Origin of the sequence: Novosphingobium sp. MBES04, assembly GCF_000813185.1 — a bacterium.
Lineage (GTDB): Bacteria > Pseudomonadota > Alphaproteobacteria > Sphingomonadales > Sphingomonadaceae > Novosphingobium > Novosphingobium decolorationis.
Genome location: NZ_DF850489.1, coordinates 267,175 through 268,378 on the forward strand (window position 1 = coordinate 267,175; position 1,204 = coordinate 268,378).

The following is a 1,204-nucleotide window of genomic DNA, read 5'->3' on the forward strand; positions in this document are numbered from 1 at the left end:
GTTCATTCGGACAAAAGCCTGCTTCAATAGCTGCCATTCCCCAAGGCTGGCGCTTGGCATCTATGATGGATCGACGTTCCGACCAAACCGTCGTTCCATATTTGCTTATCCAACGATCATAACCAGGCAGGTCAGAGCGCATTTTTGCTGTATAGAAATAAAAATAAATTTCTTTCTCCAATGTCATTATGCCGCAATACTTAAAGTTACCGACACCGTTGTGAACTTAAACTCGCGATCATGGAAAAACACGCTAGGGCCGCCCTGAGCTAATTTTATCTGAGCTCCATCACAGAAGTCTATTAAGCGTTTGACAACAAACAGTCCCATTCCTGAGCCTTGGGATTCGAAATCTTGCGCGCGTTTTCCTCGAAAACCTGGAGAAAATACCTGCACTAATTCATCATCCAGCAGTACTGGGCCCAATGACGACGTCCTAGCCACAATATTATTTTCAAATTCTTCAATATTTATCTCAATATTATTGTTGTCAGGAGAGTATTTTGCGGCATTTTGTAGTATTATGTACGGAACTACGTCAAACATTTGAACTGCCTTGGCTCTGCTGTTGCTCGATCCAGACATCTCCAGCCTTAGCTTCCTCGACATCGACGAGGACATCATGCTTTTTCGAGCGCGATCAAAGGCGCGATAGACGTGGACATTCTGATCTTTGATCTGTGCGATCGAAGGATTGGTAATAACATCAAATATGTCAGAACGACTTTTCATCATCTCAGATAATTCAACAATGCTCTTGGCCGCTTCCCTATGTGAGCACTGGATATTATATGAATTGGATAGATCGGACTCTAGCGCATAAGCCGTGTTATAAAGATCCTTATTAACATTTCTGAATTCATGAACTCCAGAACTTACGATTGTCTGAAGTCGAGATTCCACAGCCTCAATGGTTGAAACTGATTTTTTTGCGTAGTTTTCCACGTCCGAACGATTGGTCTTGATTGAAAGACCTTCGAGCTTTCCCTGAGCTTTTGAGTATCCGATTATTTTAAGACCAAATATCGCTAAACGGACATTTCTTTCTGGCACCAAATTGAAGCAGTATACAGCATATCCCATTGGGCAAAGTTGCCAGCCATTTTTACACGTTTGATAAAATGTTAGCTGACGCTCTGCCGTAGTGCCCGGTGGAGGGGGGAATAAGGATCCACCCGACGGAATTCCGGATACGCCATCGCCT

General features: G+C 43.4%; 2 protein-coding genes. Both read right to left on the reverse strand.

What is annotated here, in order from left to right; all coding sequences use genetic code 11:
• A partial coding sequence (locus MBENS4_RS25860) for a hypothetical protein (RefSeq protein ID WP_159108073.1) occupies positions 1 to 187 on the reverse strand: 187 nt, incomplete at its 3' end.
• The coding region (locus tag MBENS4_RS25435) for an ATP-binding protein (protein ID WP_159108074.1) at positions 187 to 1,204 on the reverse strand (1,018 nt) is incomplete at its 5' end. The genes MBENS4_RS25435 and MBENS4_RS25860, both read right to left, overlap by 1 nt.